Annotated in this window: 15 protein-coding genes; 3 read left to right on the top strand and 12 right to left on the bottom strand. The window is 66.7% G+C overall.

Annotation, left to right across the window (positions count from 1 at the left end; translation table 11 throughout):
* Positions 1–421 precede the first annotated feature (421 nt).
* From eccA to ACZYZ9_RS06615, 12 genes are all read right to left on the bottom strand, one after another.
* Positions 422–2,257: a type VII secretion AAA-ATPase EccA gene (gene eccA, locus ACZYZ9_RS06670; RefSeq protein ID WP_463825412.1), complete on the bottom strand. Its 1,836-nt coding sequence runs from the start codon at positions 2,255–2,257 to the stop codon at positions 422–424.
* Complete coding sequence (eccE, locus tag ACZYZ9_RS06665; RefSeq protein WP_463825411.1) at positions 2,254–3,474, bottom strand: type VII secretion protein EccE; 1,221 nt, start codon at positions 3,472–3,474, stop codon at positions 2,254–2,256. Before eccE ends, eccA begins: the two co-directional genes overlap by 4 nt.
* The gene (gene mycP / locus ACZYZ9_RS06660) at positions 3,471–5,342 is read right to left on the bottom strand and encodes a type VII secretion-associated serine protease mycosin (RefSeq protein WP_463825410.1); all 1,872 of its coding nucleotides are present in this window, start codon (positions 5,340–5,342) and stop codon (positions 3,471–3,473) included. The genes eccE and mycP overlap by 4 nt, the downstream gene beginning before the upstream one ends.
* Positions 5,320–6,831, bottom strand: coding sequence for a type VII secretion integral membrane protein EccD (eccD, locus tag ACZYZ9_RS06655; RefSeq protein WP_463825409.1), 1,512 nt, complete (start codon positions 6,829–6,831; stop codon positions 5,320–5,322). The genes mycP and eccD overlap by 23 nt, the downstream gene beginning before the upstream one ends.
* 278 nt (positions 6,832–7,109) lie before the next feature.
* Positions 7,110–8,012: an ESX secretion-associated protein EspG gene (locus tag ACZYZ9_RS06650; RefSeq protein WP_463825408.1), complete on the bottom strand. Its 903-nt coding sequence runs from the start codon at positions 8,010–8,012 to the stop codon at positions 7,110–7,112.
* Positions 8,013–8,101: 89 nt separating this feature from the next.
* Complete coding sequence (locus tag ACZYZ9_RS06645; RefSeq protein WP_463824768.1) at positions 8,102–8,386, bottom strand: WXG100 family type VII secretion target; 285 nt, start codon at positions 8,384–8,386, stop codon at positions 8,102–8,104.
* A 32-nt stretch (positions 8,387–8,418) separates the two neighbouring features.
* Positions 8,419–8,715, bottom strand: a complete 297-nt coding sequence (locus tag ACZYZ9_RS06640; protein ID WP_463824769.1) for a WXG100 family type VII secretion target — start codon at positions 8,713–8,715, stop codon at positions 8,419–8,421.
* Positions 8,716–8,972: 257 nt separating this feature from the next.
* Complete coding sequence (locus ACZYZ9_RS06635; RefSeq protein WP_463825407.1) at positions 8,973–9,272, bottom strand: PE family protein; 300 nt, start codon at positions 9,270–9,272, stop codon at positions 8,973–8,975.
* A 240-nt stretch (positions 9,273–9,512) separates the two neighbouring features.
* Positions 9,513–9,827, bottom strand: coding sequence for a DUF732 domain-containing protein (locus tag ACZYZ9_RS06630; protein ID WP_463825406.1), 315 nt, complete (start codon positions 9,825–9,827; stop codon positions 9,513–9,515).
* 100 nt (positions 9,828–9,927) lie between these two features.
* Positions 9,928–11,154, bottom strand: coding sequence for a PPE family protein, SVP subgroup (locus ACZYZ9_RS06625; protein WP_463825404.1), 1,227 nt, complete (start codon positions 11,152–11,154; stop codon positions 9,928–9,930).
* 39 nt (positions 11,155–11,193) lie between these two features.
* The gene (locus ACZYZ9_RS06620; protein ID WP_463825403.1) at positions 11,194–12,387 is read right to left on the bottom strand and encodes a PPE family protein; all 1,194 of its coding nucleotides are present in this window, start codon (positions 12,385–12,387) and stop codon (positions 11,194–11,196) included.
* A 181-nt stretch (positions 12,388–12,568) separates the two neighbouring features.
* Complete coding sequence (locus ACZYZ9_RS06615; protein ID WP_463825402.1) at positions 12,569–12,763, bottom strand: ferredoxin; 195 nt, start codon at positions 12,761–12,763, stop codon at positions 12,569–12,571.
* Between the two features lie 68 nt (positions 12,764–12,831).
* On the opposite strand from ACZYZ9_RS06615, the gene ACZYZ9_RS06610 reads away from it, so the two are divergent.
* From ACZYZ9_RS06610 to ACZYZ9_RS06600, 3 genes are all read left to right on the top strand, one after another.
* On the top strand, positions 12,832–14,007 hold the full coding sequence (locus ACZYZ9_RS06610) for a cytochrome P450 (protein ID WP_463825401.1): 1,176 nt from the start codon (positions 12,832–12,834) through the stop codon (positions 14,005–14,007).
* Between the two features lie 428 nt (positions 14,008–14,435).
* A complete protein-coding gene (locus ACZYZ9_RS06605) occupies positions 14,436–14,735 on the top strand; it encodes a PE family protein (RefSeq protein ID WP_463825400.1) in 300 nt (99 codons plus the stop codon).
* 34 nt (positions 14,736–14,769) lie between these two features.
* Complete coding sequence (locus ACZYZ9_RS06600) at positions 14,770–15,975, top strand: PPE family protein (protein WP_463825399.1); 1,206 nt, start codon at positions 14,770–14,772, stop codon at positions 15,973–15,975.
* Positions 15,976–15,988 lie beyond the last annotated feature (13 nt).

The raw sequence follows: 15,988 nt of genomic DNA, 5'->3' as shown, positions 1-15,988 counted from the left end.
GTACTCGCGCCAACGGGAGACTGCGGACGCCGCGACCGGATCGGGGAATGGTCATCGACGGGGAATCAGCATTCGACAGATCAGTGCGGCCCCACCTCCCGTCACTGTCGCGGCAGCAAAGCACCGCTGTGGTGGCCCAGGCCGGGATGACGCCGCCGTCCGAGTTTGCCGGGCGTGCCGAATCCTTCCGTCCCAGCGCGAAATTTCACACAGCGTAGCGGGCTGTGGCGGCCGCGGCGGGCAGTTGCGCACAATCCATATTCCGGCGCGCCGTGCCCCACCGATAGCGGGCGGTTTCGGCGAATCGAGCGGGTCCGGGCCGCGCTGCGGCGGGCACCGGGTCCGATCCGGGCCGGCGCCGAGTCAGCGCGGTAGCTGTCCCTGGCGTCTGCGCCCAGAGGTTAGCTGCAGATGTCGCCGGTCACTTGTTGCGCTTCTCTTCCGCGACGGCCGCGCTGAGACCTTCGGCGAGGTCGTCGCGCGTCAATTCGCGGAACCGTCGCAGCTGCGCTTCGCTGAAATCGGTCAGGTCACTGTTGAGCACCGCGTCCAGATCCTCGTCGTCGAGCCGGAAACTGCGGTGGTCACGGGCCTTCTCGACCACGTTGCGCACAAATCCGGCGTTGCCGAGCATGTCGATGCCCCGGATCAGGTCGCCGTCCTCGGAGTAGGTCTCGTCGAGGTAGAACTTGGTGTAGGAGGGCAACAGAATCGAAGCCTCCTCCTCGGTGATGACGTCCTCGTTCTCCCGGCCCATCAGGACGGTCAACGCCACCAGCTCGTCCGGGGTGTAGCTGAAGAACTCGATCACCGTCGAAAAGCGCCGCCGGAGGCCCTGGTTCACCTCGAGCATCTTCTCCATCGCCTTGGCGTAGCCGGCCCCGAACACCACCAGCTCGTCGCGGTGATTCTCCATGTAGAGCAGCAGGGTGTTGATGATGGCGTTGCCGTAAGGGTCGCCCTGCGAGTAACCCTTTTCATGCAGGGTGTGCATCTCGTCGAAGAACACGGCGCCGCCGAGTGCCCCTTCGAGCATCTCCTCGCAGTTCTTCTCCGCGTCGGCCATGTAACGACCCAGCAGTTTGGTCCGGCTGGTCTCCACCACCACCGGCTTGCGCAACACCGTCAACCCGCACAGCTGCTTGCTGAAGGCCCGCGCCACCGATGTCTTGCCGGTGCCGGGCGGCCCGAGCAGCAGGGTGTGACGCGAGGTCACCGGAACCGGCAGCCCCATCTTGGCGCGCGCCAGATTCACCTTGGTGGTCGACTTGATGAGCTTGATTTCCTTCTTGGCCTGCTCCATGCCGAGCATCGCGTTCAGCTCGGCGTCGCCTTCGGCCAGGTACCGGGCGGCCTCCTCGGCGTGCCGGGCGGCTTCGGCCTGCGCACGCGACGGCGCGCTGTCCGGATCCCACGGGTCGGTGCGGGCCTCGATGGTCTCCGGATCGGTCAGCACCAGCCGGAAGTTGGGGTTGTCCAGAGCCTCTCGGGCCGGGGTGAATTTCGCGTCGCGGGAATACACGCGGCGCAGCAGTTCGACGGCCTCATCTTCGCGACCGACGTGCCGCAGACACATGCCCTGGGTGTAGAGGGCGATGTTCGCGGCCCCCGGTACCCGGTCCCCCTCGATGGCTTCCTGCCCGCGTCGGAAGGCCTCCTCGAAGACGCCGAGCGACGCCAGCGCCGTGGTCGCCATCGCAGCGCCGGCCGCCTTCAGCTCCGGGTGCCGCCACTGGGTGGCCTCGGGGAACTGCACCAGCACCTCAGGCCACCGTTTGGTGCGGAAATAGAGCACCCCCCGCACATAGCTGACCAGTTCGCTATCGAAGGGATGGCGGGGTTCGGTGGCGTCGAGCAGGGCAGCCGCTTCCTTGTACCGCTTGTTCTCGGCCAGTACGGCGGCGTAGGCGCAGGCCAGGGAATCGACGCTGGTGACGGCAAGCCGCAGGAACAGCCCGTCGGAAACCTCGGGCCGGAACTGCAGGTCGGTGACACCGAGGCGACGGGTCTCCCAGCCGAATGTCCTTACCGCCGCCCAGGCGCCGGCCAGCACCTCGATGCTCTGGTCACCGGCCAGGATGCGCGCCAACCAGGCATCACACATGCCGGCGTCGAGTTGGGTGGCGGTGGTGAACATCTGCGCTGCCACCGTCGGGTTGTGGCTGGGCTGCAGTCCGTTGACCGAGATGCCCGACGCCAGCAACCCCGCGACCATGGCATTGCGGGCATCTTCAGCGGCAGACTGCGCTCGCGTCATTGTGCTGCTGAGCTGGTCACGTGCTCCGCGTCGTGACCCATTGGCAATTCCAGTTCGTCGTGGTCTCTGAGTTCGCGGCTCGGGACCACCAGCTGTGCCCGCGTCGACGGCGCCGGCAGGCTGGCCCGCACCGCCGCCAACTGCCGACCGGTGAGCCGGTTGAGTCCTGTGGTCAGATCCCTCGGCAACCGGGCTTCACTGTGATAGCGCACCCATGCCGCGAGATGGGGCCGGCCGCCCCGGGTAGTCAGTCGCACAGTAACCACCGTAGCGCCTACTTCCGGCGCCGCCGACAGCCAGAGTGCGTCCAGCGTCTCAGTGTCGATGTCGGACGGCGTCACCCAGAAACTGGTCACAAAGCCGTTGAAGTGTTTGAGGTGCCGCCATCCCGGCCGGCTCCAGGTGGGTTCCAGGTCGGCCAAGACCGCGCTGTCCACTTCGGCCAGTTCATCGGCGGTCAGCGGGCGCGCTGCGCAACTCTGTCCGTCCAGGTCCTGCACCAGTCGCTCGGTGGCCGCGACCAGGGTTGCCGCCAGGGAATCGCGGCATACCACGGCAGCCACGTTGCGCTGCGGGTTCATCCGCAACACCAGCCAGGTGCGCCGTCGGTCGGCGCCGCGCCGCTCGGTCCCCGCCTCGTTCGAGCCCCACCCGTCCGGGCCCCACTCCTCCAGGGAGGCCGACGCGCGGGCAGCTTCGGCGCCGCCCCGCACCTCCACCGAGACGATGTCGATGCCGTCCAGATGAATATCGAACTGGCGCAAGCCATTTGCGACCGCTGCCACCGGCAGGACGGGCGAGCCCGCCGTCGCGCGGTGATGATGAAGGCCCGGGTGATTGCCGCCGTCGGCATCGATCTCGAGCACACTGACCAACTGGCCCCGGTACTCGCGCACGCCCACCGTGTCACGGCCGAAGCGGCGCTTGAAATCGGTCGCCGGGGTGCAGCCCGCCCCCAGGGCGGCGCCGGGGTCGGCGGACCAGTCCCACAGCCAGTTCGCCACACCCGAGGTCACGGTGATGCCGTGGTAGGTGACGATCGACAGCAGCGTCACGATCACCGCGAGGCCGACGCCCACCCACCACGCCACCCGGTTGTCGCCCTGCCACGACTGCGGCGCGTGACTGGCGAGCACCAGGATGAGCACGACGGCCAGGAACACCGCCGTCAACCGCGGCCAGGTCAACGACAGCCCGAATTTGCGCTGCGCCTTCATCGTTGTTTCCGCGATCGTCGCATCAATGTCGCTGTACCGAACACTGCTCCGCCTATCAGTAGTGCCGCAGCCAAGCCTCCGCTGGCCACCCATACCGGCGCCATGTTGCGCGGCGGGGGGGCTTTCGGCAGCGATAGCGGCGCCGAAAGTTGTTTGGGTGCCTGCGGCGGTCCTTGAGGAACATCCCATGTCAATGCCGCGACCGGGTCGACGACACCGTAGCCGACCTGGTTGTCCACCCCCCGGGCGGGCGGACGGGCCGTGTGGATCAGGCGTTGCATCACCTGGTAAGCCGACAACTCCGGGTATTTGGCGCGCACCAGGGCGGCCACCCCCGACACGATCGCGGTCGCGAAGCTGGTGCCCGCCGGCGTCAGCAAAGTGTTGTCCGGACCGTCGATCGCGTTGATCAGACCGTCGTCGCGGGGCGAAAGCCCCATCACGTCGGTACCCGGCGCGGAGATCGACACCCACGGTCCGGCGATGCTCATCTGCGACAACGGCTGACCACTCGTGTCGACCGCGCCGACGGTGAGGACGAAGTCGCTGAACCAGGACGGCGTCACGACCGTGGTGACGGAGTTCCAGGCACGCGGGTCGTTGGGCGACAACGGGTCGAAGATGGTGTTCTGCTTACAGTCCTTCTTGCTGCTGTCTCCGGCCGCGGCGATGATCAGCGCGTTCTTGTCGACCGCGGCGTAATGCACCGCGGCCCCCAGCGCCCGCTGGTCGATGACGTTGCGGGCGCTCATGCAGGTCACATCAGAGATGTTGATGATCTGAGCACCCATGTTCGCAGCATGGACGATCGCGCGGGCCATCGTCTGAACGTTGTCGATCTTCGCCGCGGTCTGCGGGTCCTCGTCGCCGGTATAGGCGTCCTTGAGACCGAACGCCTGGCTGGACTGGCGGATCGAGATGATCTCGACCTCCGGCGCGATTCCACTGAACGCGTCCGGCGGAGGTCCGGTCGGCGACGGGGGCGGTGGAGCGGCCGTCGGCGTGGGTGACCCCGGCGCGGAGGTCGGCGGTGCCGTCGAGGTGGAAGCGGACGACGACGACGAGGTAGACGAGGTAGTAGTGGGCGACGTCGACGTCGACGGCGACGGCGAGGTCGTCGTCGGTGCCAGCGGCCGCGGGTGATCGACGGGACGGATCTTTGCACCGCCGCCGTACCCCGGGATGGTCACCGTGCCGCCGCCCCGGTTGGCTGACGGCGCCTGGCCCGGTCCCGGCGGTGCCCCCGGTGGCGCCCCTTCGGACGGCGGGGGCGCTGGAGCGGGGATCATGGTGATGGTCGGCGCCGGCAGCGGCGACAAGGTCACGGTCTGCGGTGGCGGCGGTTTTTCCTGGGTGGGAATGGTGATGGGCCGCCGTGGCGAGGCCGGTGGTGGCGAGGCGCCGTTGGCGGGGGCGCCGCCGATCATCGAGGCCACCAGGGTGCCGTGGGCGTCACAGTCCGATAAGCCGTCACCGCCGGCCATCACGTAGTCGCCACCCGGAATCAGCCGCGGCAACCGGGGATGCGGGGTCACGCCGGTGTCGATGACGGCGACCTTGATGCCTTCACCACGCCCGAAACGCCACGCCTCGGTGAGATTCAGCATGTCCATGTACTTCGGCTGCACCTTGAAGTCGGTGCCGGGCAGCACCCCTACCTCGGTGCAGTAGGAATTCTGCTTCGTCGCGGCGATCGGCCCGGGCGGGCTGTCCGGTGGCAGCGCACCCGGGTCGATCTGCGGCGGAGTGATTGCGTACGCGGGCGGCATGCCGGCCAGCGCACCACCGGTGAGCAGCATCGCGGCCAGGGTCGCGCTGCTCGCACGACCCCGCCACGACCACGTGCTACCGGTAGCGGATCGCTGCATAGACGTTCATCAACCACAATGCCAGCGGGAAGATCGGCATCAGGCAGAGGTATTCGATCCATTCCACGAACTTGCGGAACAGCGGACTGTAGACGGTGTTGGGCACCACCGCGGCAGCGGTGAGGCCCGCGGTCGGCAGGGCCACCAGCACCGCGGCCGCGATCGACACCGACAGCGGCGACGAGAGCACCAGGGCGTAGCGCACCGCCACCACGGCGATGATCAGCACACCGGTGGCGGCCAGCGTAATGGCCTGCCAGCGGTCGACGTACGAGCGGCCACGCAGCACCAGGAACCCGGCGGTGAATCCCGCGAGGATCAGCGGCAGCCACCGCTCGTGGGTGTGCGGGTTGCACAGCGCGGAGAGAGTGACGACTACCAGGACGCCCAGCCCGATCAGCAGACCGCTCAGGAACGACCGAGCCCGCTCGGCCTGCAGCAACACATCGCGTACCGAGGCCGGTCCTTCCAGGGTGGGCGGGCCGCCCTCCGAGCGCACCACGGTCGTGGGCAGGTCGGGCCGGGCCTCGAACACCCACCGGCTGGTCGCCGACGGGAACACCGGCAGCCGGATGCCGGCCAGTCGCCGGGACAGTGCCGGGGCGGCGTGGTACAGCAGGACGCTGGCCAGCAGCAGGCAGGCCAGCAGGGTGACCGCGCTGGTGTTGGCGACCATCCGGGACAGGCTGGCCAGGGTGGCGAGCGCGCTGATGGTCACGATCGCGGTGTAGATCGCCAGCCGGCGACCGGTGAACCGCAATGCCAGCGCCGCACCGACGGCGAGGACGCCGAAGCCCAGCACGGCGTGCGGCGAACCGACCGGTCCGGGTGGTGCCGCGGCAGCCGCCACCGTGACCGGGACAAGTCCGCTCATCAGCAGGATGTCCGCGACGCGGCGGTCGGCGTCGGTCTTGGCGCGCATCAGCAGCATGCCGGCCACTACCAGCACCAGGACGCCGACGATTGCGGCGAAGATCGTGGTCAGCCAGCTGTTGTGGTGCCACCGCCACCAGCCCAGCACGCCGGAGGCCAGCACCACGCCGGTGGCCACCATGGACGCGCCGACCTGAAGGGCCATCACCGGGTCGATCGCGGCGAAGCGCTTGCTGAGGTTGGACGAGACCGCGGTGGAGATGTGCTCGATGACCTGCGAGCGGTGTTCGGTGTCCGCGACGAACCGGATCCACAACCGGTCGCCGTCGAAGACGTCCTGCTCGGTCAGCGACTGGGTGGCGCGCAGTGGCGTGCCGTCCACCAGGCACAGCGCCCAGCGGCCGCGTCCGGTCGCCTCCAGCGGGGTCTCCCCGAGTTCACGCAGACGGCTGTTGACCACCTTGAGCAGCGGGTCGGTCATCACCGAGACCGGCGCGTTGGCGTCCAGCAACACCCCGATCTGCACCCCCTCGCCGGCCATGATGCCGACGACGACGGCCCTGGGCGACGAAATACCCTCGATGTCAGTCTGTGGCGCGTCAGCTACTGCGGTCATCGTCCTGCACCTCCCGCCGTGGCGAATGAGTTAGCTTCTGGTTGTTGCTGCGTGGTGGGCTTGCTCGGTGTGGTCACCGAGGCGCCGGTGGCTCCGCTGCTCCCATGGAGCTGCGGCTGGACTGACTCCAAGTTCATGTGCCTCGCCTCGCGCTGATAGTTGTGGTGACGTGCTGCTTTTCCTGGTGCAACCCGTCCAGAGCAGTATGCCGTGTTGACATCCCGCTCGCATTTTATGTTGAAAAATGTTGTCTGACTGCGTGTTTCGTAACGGCGTTGTTAAACCCTGCTGTGCGATTTCCATTCGCCGTACGGCAGCGTGTCCAGCACGGTCTTGACTCCCACCTGCACCAACTGGGGGGTGGCCGGGCAGATAGCCAGCCATGCCTCGCCGGAGCCGGCCGTCCTGGCCTGTTGGTAGAGGGCGATGCGGCCGCCCGAACCGTCCTTCAAAGACAGCACCGACGAGCTCGGTCCTTTTGCGTCGTCCCGGTACTGGCGCGCATACACAGCGACCTCAGCAGCGGGATCGGACAGCGCCTGACCTAGCGCGGCGACGGTGGAGGCGCTGATACCCATGCGCCGCAAATCACCGCCGGAGAACACGTTGAAGCCCGACTCCTGCCACGACTTGGTGGCTTCGAGCATCTCCTCGAGGGGCACGTTGACGGCATTGATCGCCGCCGGGTCGGCGTGGTGGATGGATTCGAGCCCGTCCAGCACCAGCGCGGCAATCGAGGCGCTGTCAGAGACGACGACGTCATCGACGGTGATGTCGTTGCCCACCCGCACCGCGGACACCCAGTGTTGGGCGCGGCGGGCCAGTACCACCCGGAATTCGTTGTCGGGGATCTCACGCGAGCCCGGGGGCTGATTCTCGTCGTCGACGACGCCGTAGAGCAACTTGCCCCGCGACAGCAGCGCAACGACCTCGAGGTCGGGCGCGGCAAGCACCTTCATGCGCGCGGCCACCTGTTCGTTGACGGTGTCGCCCACCACGATGCCCTGCTCGCGCATGACCGCCATGCCCGGATGTTCGTTGAGCCAATCGTTGTTGTCGGTGGAGACATACGGCCGGCACCGCAACTCCGGTGCTACGTGCCGGATGTCCAGCAGTGCCTGCAGCATCCAGAAACCGTCGACATTGACAGTGATGTCCGTGCGGGTGCTCTGTTGATCCATCCCCTACCTCGTTGACTCTGTGTGATGACTACAGGACACGGCAGCACACCGACTTACCTGGTGTGCTGCCGCGTCCGCAGTTTTGGTTATCAGGCCCAGCTGGAGCCGACGGCGCTGTCAGTCTGCGCCATGTTGTTGCCGGCGGACTGAACCTTCTGGCCGTGGGTGTTGGCCTGCTCGTAGATCACCTGGAAGTTGCGGCCCAACTGGGCGATGAACTCCTGGCAAGCCACCGAACCGGCGCCGCCCCAGAAGTCACCGGCAGCCAACACATCGCGAACGATGGCCTGGTGCTCGGCCTCCAGGTTGGCGGCCTGGGCGCGAATGAGCGCGCCGTGGGCGTCGACGTCGCCGAACTGGTAATTGATGGTCATATCTGTGTTCCTTCTGTGTCGGGTCGGTCGGGCTAGCTGCTGAGGATCTGCTGGGAGGCCTGCTCTTGCTGCTCGTAGTTGTTCGCGTCGCGAACCAACCCGTCGCGCACCCCGTGCAGCATGTTCACGATGTTGCGGAAAGCGGTGTTCATCTGACCCATGGTGTCCAGCGAGGTGGCCGAGGCCAGACCGCTCCAGCCCGCACCCGCGATGTTCTGCGAGGACGCGTACATGCGACGGGCCTCGTCCTCGACGGTCTGGGCGTGGGTCTCGAAACGGCCAGCCATGGCCCGCATTGCGTGCGGGTCGGTCATGAAGCGAGTTGCCACTTGATGTCTCCTTGTTAGTGAATGATCTGGATTTACAACGCGATGGCCGATCAGCGCTACAGGCGTAACCGCCGACCGGGAAAAACTACGGAGAACCCCCTCTTCCGTCAGCCGGCGGCCACCGGGCTGCGTCACGGCCGGAAAGGTGTCGAACCCGAACCACGCTGTTCGAGTCGACGGCGAATGCAGGTGATCCGAAGTGACGGCCTCCGACCAAGCCGCTCAACCCCGAAATCACCGCCTGTCTGCCAGTTCGATCAGCCTGCGGCGGCTGCGTTGGCGGCCTCGGTGGCCGCATACGAACCCGAACTGGTGGCCAGAGTGTTCACGAACATCTCGTGAATCGCTGCGGCCTGGGCGCTCACGGCTTGGTACATCTGCGCGTGCGCGGCGAACTGGGCGGCGGTCAACGCCGATACCTCGTCGGCGGCCGCCGGAACCACCCCGGTGGTCGGGGCGGCCGCTGCCGCGTTCTGCGCGCTCATCGCGGTACCGATACCCTGCAGGTTTCCGGCCGCGGAGGTCAGCGCCTCCGGCTGTGTGGTCACGAAAGACATGCTTTTTCCTCTCAAATCTTCTCAGTAACCGCTCTCTGCAAGAGAGTAGATGACTGCGTCGGCCACCGGTCGCCTCAAAAGCTACCCGTTGGCAGTTGTTCACTGGACGGTAAACCTTATTCACCTGGTGTAACGACACAGTAACAGCGGTTAACCCGATTTGGCTTGACCTCGCACCAGTCCATGGCAACCTCCCAGCTTCGGACCGCCGGGTTGTGCCGGGCTGCTCCGCCGCGACGGCTACGACACCGGCAACTCGGCCTTGTGCCGAGGGCAGTATGCGTCGATGCTCGCCCCGACGAAGAAGCCGGCATGAAAAGCCGGCATGCTGCTGCTGTTCAGCACGTCGCTGGCCACCTCATTGGGCGACATGCCGCTGTCGAGCCTGTCGCAGACGAAGTGTGCGGCCTCGATCGCATGTGAGTTGGAAATGTGGTCGGTGATGCCTTCGGACCGCAACTCGGCGAGGAATTTGTCGTCGACGGTGTCAGCGTGTGCGGGCGCGCCCGCGCCGAGCAACGCCAGCAGCGCCACCGCGATAAGCCGCCGATACATTCTGATGCTCCTGCAGATCAAGTGGTTGAGCCGGACCGCGAACCATGCCGGCTCCGGCATCCTGGGGTCGATTCTCGCGAGCTCGTCGCGAAGGCTGCGGCTATCCGGCGGGCATCGGGCGCGCCATCACGGTGGGTTTGAACCCGTAACGGGGCCCCGCGCCCGCCCCGCGCGTGCTGCCGCCCCCGCCGACGGGCATGCCGCTGAGCACGTTGCCGCTCTGCGCGCTTTCGCCCGCGATGATCGGCTCGCTGATCATCTGTACGGCCGGACGCACGGTGGGGGCGGCCGATGCGCCGGGCCACGAGGACGGAACCGCCAGGTGCCCGATGTGGGCGCCCTGTCCCAACCCGGCGGCCACCTGGCCGCCGGCCGTTCCCAACGCCCCGCTGATCGGCGGCGCCGCGACAGCTGGTGCGGCCGCGGCCGCGGCGGGAGGGTTCAGCCAACCCGCTGATTTGGCGATCTGGACGCCGAAGTTGCCCATACCCACGCTGAAGTACGGCAGACCCTCGGTGTTGTAGAAGAAGCTCGCGTAATTGGAATAACCCTGCATGAAGGTGCCCAGGTTGTTGGGCAGCGTGGTCTGCCCGGTCAGCAGGAACCAGATTTCGGTGAGGATCGGATAGTCGGTCGCGGCCGCCTGGGCCAGTTGTGACGCTCCACTGGGCGTGGACAGCAACCCCAACCGGCTGGTGATCTGATGGAAGAAGCTCTGCAGCGACTCCTGGATCGAGGCCACCGGTGTTGCCTGTGCGGCGGCGACCGCGGCCACCTGAGAGTTGGTTCCGATCGGGTCGGCGATGGCGGGAGCCGTGTCGAACGGCGACAGGTCGCTGGCCGCCGCCGCGGATCCGGCGTAGGTGTACATGGTCGAAGCGTTCTGGGCCCACATCTGTGCGTAGCCGGCCTCCAACTGTGCGATGACGCCGCTGTTGATGCCGAAGATGTTGGTCTGCAGTGCCTGCGCAATCTCGGCGCGGTTGGCCGCAACCAGCGGCGGTGGCACGATCGCGGCGAACGCGGCTTCGAAGGCTGCCGCCACCGCCTGCGATTGGACGGCGGCATGCTCGGCTCGGGCGGCGGTAGCCGTCGTCCAATCCACAAAGGGTTGTACGGCTTGCACCATGGTCGCCGAGGCCGGTCCCAGCCACTCTTCGCCGGCAAGCAGGGCCAGCACGGCCTCATAGCCCTGGGCCGTCGACGCCAACTCGGCGGCCAGGGCGTTCCAGGCCGAGGCGGCGGCCAACCAGGAGGCCGCGCCCGGCCCGGAGTACATCATCGCCGAGGTGATCTCGGGCGGCAGGGCAGCCAAATCCGTTGTCATGTACTGACTCCTCACTTGTCCGTGTGGCGTTGACCGGTGTCACCCGGCCGAGGGTGGGCGGGTCAACACGGTGTGCCGCAACCCGTACCGGACACCGAGGTGGCCTGCGCGTTCGCCGTTGCGCGCACCCGGCGGAACACCGCGCAGCGCGGCGTTCATCACGTTGTCGGGGCTTACCTGGGCCGCCGGGGTGGCAAAGTGTGCGCTCGTCAGCTTCGGCACGGTCTGCTGCGCACTCCCGGTCGCGGCGCCCCAGCTCGCCGGCACCGACAGTCCGCCCACGTGCGCGGCGGACGCGGTGCCCGCCGTGACGCCTATGCCGCTGTGAAAATGCCACCCGCCGGCGCCCAGGGCGGCGAATTGCGGTGTCGGATACCAGGCGCCCCCGGCTCCGGCGGTGGTGCCCAGGCCCGGGAACAGTTGTTGCCCGATAGACCAACCGAAGTTCCCCAACCCCACCCCGAAGTACGCCTGCAGTGTTTGCCGCAGCACGTTGTACATGCCGGGATAGAGCCCCGCCCAGTTGTTGTCGGGCGTGGGCAGCCACCCCAGCATCGGTGCCCACCCGATCGGTGTGTCGACGATGTGCACGATGTCCGAGGGAGAGGCGCCCGCCGGTGCCACCGCGAGATCCCGGACTGCGGCGCGGGACAGCAACTGCGGAATCGTGTGCGCCGCCTCGGGGGCGGTGTCGCCGTCGTGCGCGTCGGTGGTGTGGGGAGGCGCGGCGAACCGGCTCAATTCGGTGGCAAGCGCTGCGGAGGCCGCATATCCGTACATTGCCGTGGCGTCCTGAGCCCACATTTCCAGATAATCGGCTTCGGCGGCCGCGATGGCGGGGAAATTCTGTCCGAATACATTGGTGGCGACCAGCGTCATCAATAGGACCCGGTTAGCCGCGATTACCGGCGGCGGCACCGTCATCGAGAATGCGGTTTCGTAGGCGGCCGCGGCGGCGCGGGCATGGTTGGCGGCTTCCTCGGCGCGGACGGCTGACGCACTCAGCCAACTCACGTACGGTCCCACTGCCGCAACCATCGACTCCGCGGCCGGTCCGATCCACAGCGAGGTGGTCAGTTCGGCCACCACAGATGTGTAACCCGTTGCAGTCAAACTCAATTCGACGGCCAGACTGTCCCACGCGGAGGCCGCGGCGAGCAGGGGTCCTGACCCTGGACCGGTGTAGATCCGGCCCGAGTTGATCTCAGGCGGCAACGCCGCGAAGTCGAACACCACCCTCCTAGCCAGCACACAATGGGGGTCGTTTCTGCACAGTCGCGGCCACGCTGCGGCAACCCTCTGAAAACATAGAGGCAACCGCCGCGGCACCCGGTTCAGTCCACCAGATATTCATTTTCGCGAATTAGTTGTTAAACCGCAGTTCAGGAAAATGGCGAAAGGGGTAGCGAGCGTTTCAGTCCGACTCGAGCACAAGTGCCATTTCCGGGCAGGAGTCGACACCTTCCCTGGCGACTTGCTCGTCTCGTGCGGCGACCTGGTGCTCCTGCAGGATCGAGTAGCCGGCCCCGTCGATCGGGAACAGCCCGGGGTCCACCGCGTAGCACTGTGCGTGCCCGGCACATTTCGACTGTTCGAGACGAATCCTCATCGGAAGTCAGCCTAGCCATCGGCTCGCCGGACGCCCCCGCACGCGACCACGTTGGTAGGTTTCCCGGCGTGAGCCCCCCGGACGCCTACCACGCCGGTGATTTCCACCTGCCCAGGCTCGAATACTCGTCACTGCCACTGGCCGCGGATCGCGGGGTGGGCTGGCGGGTCCTGCGGGGGGCGGGCCCGGTGGTCTTCATGAACGGCCACTATTACCTGACTCGACGCGAGGATGTGCTGGCCGCGCTACGCAATCCCGAGGTCTTTTCGTCGCGGGTGCTGCAGCCGCCGACCAATCCCCTCCCGGTACTCCCGCTCGCGTTCGACCCGCCGCAACACACCCACTACCGCAAGATCCTGCAGCCCTATTTCAGCCCGCACGCGCTGGGCAAATCCTTACCCGTGCTGGCCCGCCATGCAGCCGACATGATCGGCGCGCTCGCCGACCGCGGTGGCTGCGACGCGATGGCCGAGCTGGCACGTCTCTACCCATTCCAGGTGTTTCTCGACCTCTATGGGCTGCCCCTCGAGGACCGGGACCGGCTGATCAACTGGAAAGACGCCATCACCGGCGACCAGGCCTACCTGTCCCTGGCCGAGATGGAAAAGGGGCAGATCAACCTGTTCGGCTATCTCAGCGACGCGATTCAACAGCGCCGGCAACATCCTGGCTCCGACATGTTGTCCCACATCATGACCGACCCGGCCGGCCTCACCGACCTCGAACTGCTGGGCATGAGTCACCTGCTGATCCTCGCCGGTCTGGACACAGTGACGGCGGCCATTGGTTTCGCTCTGCTCGAACTCGCCCGCAGGCCGCTGTTGCGTGCCCAGATCCGTGACGATCCGCGGCAGACCCGACATTTCGTCGAGGAGATCGTCCGGCTCGAGCCTGCGGCACCGGTGGCGCCCCGGATCACCACCACATTCGTCCACGTCGGTGGCATGACCCTGCCACCAGGTGCGCAGGTCCGGCTGTGTATGGCCGCGGTCAACCGCGACGGCAGCGATGTGACGTCCACCGACGAGCTGGTCATGGACGGCAAGCTGCACCGGCACTGGGGTTTCGGCGGCGGACCACATCGCTGTCTGGGCTCCCACCTCGCGCGGATGGAACTGACGGTCGTCGTCGCAGAGTGGCTCAGGAGGATCCCGGACTTCGGCCTACCGGCTGATTATTCGCCGCAGATCGCATTTCCATCGAAGACGTTCGCGCTCATGTCGCTGCCGTTGCAGTGGGACTGAGCGGGGTGGTTATCCCGGTATCCGGCGTCTCCCCCAGCGACGCTCCTTTCTATGAGCGTTCATAGAAATACTGGAGAGCAGCCTGAAACATAGCGAATACATAGATTGCGGACCGATCCTCGGGTCATCGGGCAGCGCCTGCCCCTGCATGGTATTTGCCCAGTTCACAGACCGGCACGGGCAACCACGGGTTGAACGCACGCTGAACATAACTCGGCACCTAGTGAACAGTCGGCGTCTTCGGTTCCTGCAGAGCAGCTGCCAATCTAATGTGGTTCATGTGAGTCAACTGAGATAGCTACCAGATCTTCAGATGACCTGATAAAATTCGCGACTTTTGTTAAAGCGGTGGGACGCCGACCGAGGCAGTCGCAGCACATCGGGGTGTTGCGCTCAATCCGAAAATCAAGCCACGCCGGAGGAATCTGATGTCTTTTGTTCGTACCTATCCCGAGCACCTGGTCGCTGCAGCCAGCAATTTGCAGTCGCTGGGTGCGGCGTTCAACGCCGGGACTGCGGCGGCTGCCGGGCCCATCACGACGGTGTTGCCCGCTGCAATCGACGAGGTGTCGGTGCTGACGGCAGCGCAGTTCGCCACGCACGGTCAGCGGTTTGCGGAGTTGAGTGCACAGGCATCGCGGATTCAGGCGCAGTTGGCGGCGACGCTGGCCACCAATGGGGTGTCGTACGCGGACACCGAGGCGGCCAACGTCGCAGCGGGGCTGTAGACGGGTATCAGAGACCAGGGGCAGGGGCATCGTGGTGGATTATGGATTGTTGCCGCCGGAGATCAATTCGGCGCGAATTTTTGCAGGTCCGGGTCCGGCTTCGCTGATTGCCGCGGCGACGGCGTGGCAGGGTTTGGCGGCGGACTTGGCAGCGGCGGCGACGGGTCATCGATCGGTGATCGAGACGTTGACCAGTGGTCCGTGGACCGGTCCAGCCTCAGCACAGGTGGCGGCGGCGGTTTCGCCGTTCATCATGTGGTTGACCAACAGTGCCGAGCAGGCGGGACAGACGGCAGGTCAGGCCGGTGCGGCGGCTAACGCCTACGAGACGGCATTGACGGCGTCGGTGCCGCCACCCATGATCGCGGCGAACCGGGCGTTGGTGCAGGCGTTGACCGCGACGAACATTTTCGGGCAGAACAGCGCCGCTATTGCGCAGTTGGAGGCCCAGTACGGCGAGTTCTGGGCCCAGGACGCCGGGGCGATGTACACCTATGCCGGCAGCACCGCGGCGGCTACCCAGCTCGCCGAACCGGTGGCGCCGGCAGAGGTGACTGATCCGCTGACCGGGCCCGTCGATCAGGCGATCGCCGCGGTCAAGGCCCAGGGTTCGGCCATCCAGACCCAGCTCAACAATGTGGGTGCTTACGTGAATCCCCGGGTCGGCGATGTGCTCAAGACGTTGTCGTCGCCGCTCAACGGTAACGGCCCGGCCATCGATGCCTGGCTGATGGCCAACACGCCGCTGGATGACATTGTGCCGCTGTACCAGAAGTACCTGTCGCCGTACATCAACTCGGTAGCGGCTTCGATTCAGGTGGTCCAATCCGTCGGCCAGAACAGCAGTGGTCTTTCGGGCCTCCTCAGTTTCGGCAACACCCTCAGCAAGGACGCCGCCTCCGCGGCTAGCAAGGCTGCCGAGGCTGCGACCGGCGCGGGGCAGGCTGCGGCAGGTGCTGGACAGGCTGCGGCCGGTGCTGCGGGCAAGCTGGGCGGGGTGGCTGCGGGCCTGGGCAAGGCGGTGCCGCTGGGCGGGTTGTCGGCGCCGGCGAGTTGGACGCCGTGGCATGCCACGCTGAATCCGGGGGTGGCCTCGGCAGTTCCGGCGGGTGCTCAGGGCGCCAACAGCTTCCCGATGGCTCCGCCGTTCGGGCAGTTCGTCAACGGTGGCTACGGGCGCAATCAGCCGACATATGGGTTCAAGCCCTCGGTGATGGCCAAGCCCCCGGCCGCCGGCTAGCGGTCATCGGGCA

This window comes from Mycobacterium sp. IDUB_28, assembly GCF_055419285.1.
The sequence above is the reverse complement of the archived record's forward strand: the minus strand, read 5'-3'. Positions and strand labels throughout refer to the sequence as shown.

What these genes read in the sequence shown, in the direction of transcription:
- ACZYZ9_RS06635 (WP_463825407.1), bottom strand. Translation starts at nt 9,272, where the DNA reads ATGTCTTTCGTGACCACACAGCCGGAGGCGCTGACCTCCGCGGCCGGA.
- ACZYZ9_RS06645 (WP_463824768.1), bottom strand. Translation starts at nt 8,386, where the DNA reads ATGACCATCAATTACCAGTTCGGCGACGTCGACGCCCACGGCGCGCTC.
- ACZYZ9_RS06615 (WP_463825402.1), bottom strand. Translation starts at nt 12,763, where the DNA reads ATGAGGATTCGTCTCGAACAGTCGAAATGTGCCGGGCACGCACAGTGC.
- eccE (WP_463825411.1), bottom strand. Translation starts at nt 3,474, where the DNA reads ATGAAGGCGCAGCGCAAATTCGGGCTGTCGTTGACCTGGCCGCGGTTG.
- ACZYZ9_RS06605 (WP_463825400.1), top strand. Translation starts at nt 14,436, where the DNA reads ATGTCTTTTGTTCGTACCTATCCCGAGCACCTGGTCGCTGCAGCCAGC.
- eccD (WP_463825409.1), bottom strand. Translation starts at nt 6,831, where the DNA reads ATGACCGCAGTAGCTGACGCGCCACAGACTGACATCGAGGGTATTTCG.
- mycP (WP_463825410.1), bottom strand. Translation starts at nt 5,342, where the DNA reads ATGCAGCGATCCGCTACCGGTAGCACGTGGTCGTGGCGGGGTCGTGCG.
- eccA (WP_463825412.1), bottom strand. Translation starts at nt 2,257, where the DNA reads ATGACGCGAGCGCAGTCTGCCGCTGAAGATGCCCGCAATGCCATGGTC.
- ACZYZ9_RS06625 (WP_463825404.1), bottom strand. Translation starts at nt 11,154, where the DNA reads ATGACAACGGATTTGGCTGCCCTGCCGCCCGAGATCACCTCGGCGATG.
- ACZYZ9_RS06630 (WP_463825406.1), bottom strand. Translation starts at nt 9,827, where the DNA reads ATGTATCGGCGGCTTATCGCGGTGGCGCTGCTGGCGTTGCTCGGCGCG.
- ACZYZ9_RS06650 (WP_463825408.1), bottom strand. Translation starts at nt 8,012, where the DNA reads ATGGATCAACAGAGCACCCGCACGGACATCACTGTCAATGTCGACGGT.